The sequence below is a fragment of the Streptomyces sp. UW30 genome (assembly GCF_008042075.1).
Lineage (GTDB): Bacteria > Actinomycetota > Actinomycetes > Streptomycetales > Streptomycetaceae > Streptomyces.
The window spans coordinates 1-1,015 of record NZ_RDBN01000086.1 but is presented as its reverse complement, the minus strand read 5'-3'; the positions used below and the strand labels follow the sequence as shown (position 1 = coordinate 1,015).

Sequence of the window (1,015 nt, the reverse complement as noted above, 5' to 3'; positions counted from 1 at the left end):
CGCGGGGAGCGTGGGGGATGCGGGGAACGCCGTCGAGGATGCCGGTGCGAGGAGCGTGACGGCCGTCGCGGCTGCCGCCGTACACACCAGACGGAGAAGCCTTCCTGACATGTCATCACCTCCGATGCGGACAGGCTCTCTGCTCCGCATCGCGAGCATCGGACGTGTGCGCCGGATCCGCGCGGTGGATGTGCGCGGTTCGGCGCAGTGCGGTCACTCGTCCGGGTCGTGTGGCTTGCCGTGCGGCGTGGTGTCCGGCTTGGACCACGGCCAGTTCAGGCGGCGGCTCTGCTGTCCCTCGGGGGCGTACTCGTACTTCCAGCGCTGGGACAGACCGACGCGGGTGCCTTGTTTGCGCGGTACGCGGCGGTAGACCAGGACCGTGGGCGGGCCGCCGTGCGGGTCGGGGACCGGGATGCGGTACGTCTTGGGCGGGTGGCCGGTGATGCCCAGCAGGACGGGGAGTACGCGGCCGTCCATGGGGCCGCCCTCGAACGGGGTGTCTTCGCTCTTCACTGCAACAGTGTCGGCTATAGGTCGGCCGCCAGCTTCCGGGTCAGCGCGGCCGTCTGGGCGTCCCGGGCCGCCGTGACGGCGAGCGAGGCCTCGAACTGGTCGACGAGCCAGTCCCGCAGGTCCGCCATGGGGGGCTGCTTGCCCTCGTCGAGCCAGATCAGGGAGGCCGCCTCGACCGCGGTGATCCACACCCGCACGGTCATCCGGAGCCGGAGGCCGGGGTCGGTGACGTCCAGGTGGCTGAGGATGTGCTCGGCGGCGGCGCGGCGGACGCCGTCGACGATGGCGGTGGTGCGGGAGGTCTCCACGACGCTGCCGCCCTGGAGCAGGGCGCTGAATCCGGTGTCGTGCTGGTCGACGAAGGTGAGATAGCGGTCGAGGGCGCGGGCGAGGTGAACGGCGCCGTGGGCCGTGCCAGTCGTTCGGCAACTGCCGTTGGCGACAGGGGAGTTGAAGGAAATGAGGGCCACGTCGGAGGTCTCTTCCGGTGTCACGAACC

General features: G+C 70.8%; 1 protein-coding gene and 1 pseudogene. Both read right to left on the bottom strand.

Features of this window, described 5'->3' with window-relative positions:
• Window positions 1-213: 213 nt before the first annotated feature.
• Window positions 214-516, bottom strand: a complete 303-nt coding sequence (locus tag EAO75_RS44100) for a hypothetical protein (protein WP_148000764.1) — start codon at window positions 514-516, stop codon at window positions 214-216.
• A 14-nt stretch (window positions 517-530) separates the two neighbouring features.
• Window positions 531-1,015, bottom strand: a pseudogene (locus tag EAO75_RS44095) (hypothetical protein); the annotation flags it as partial.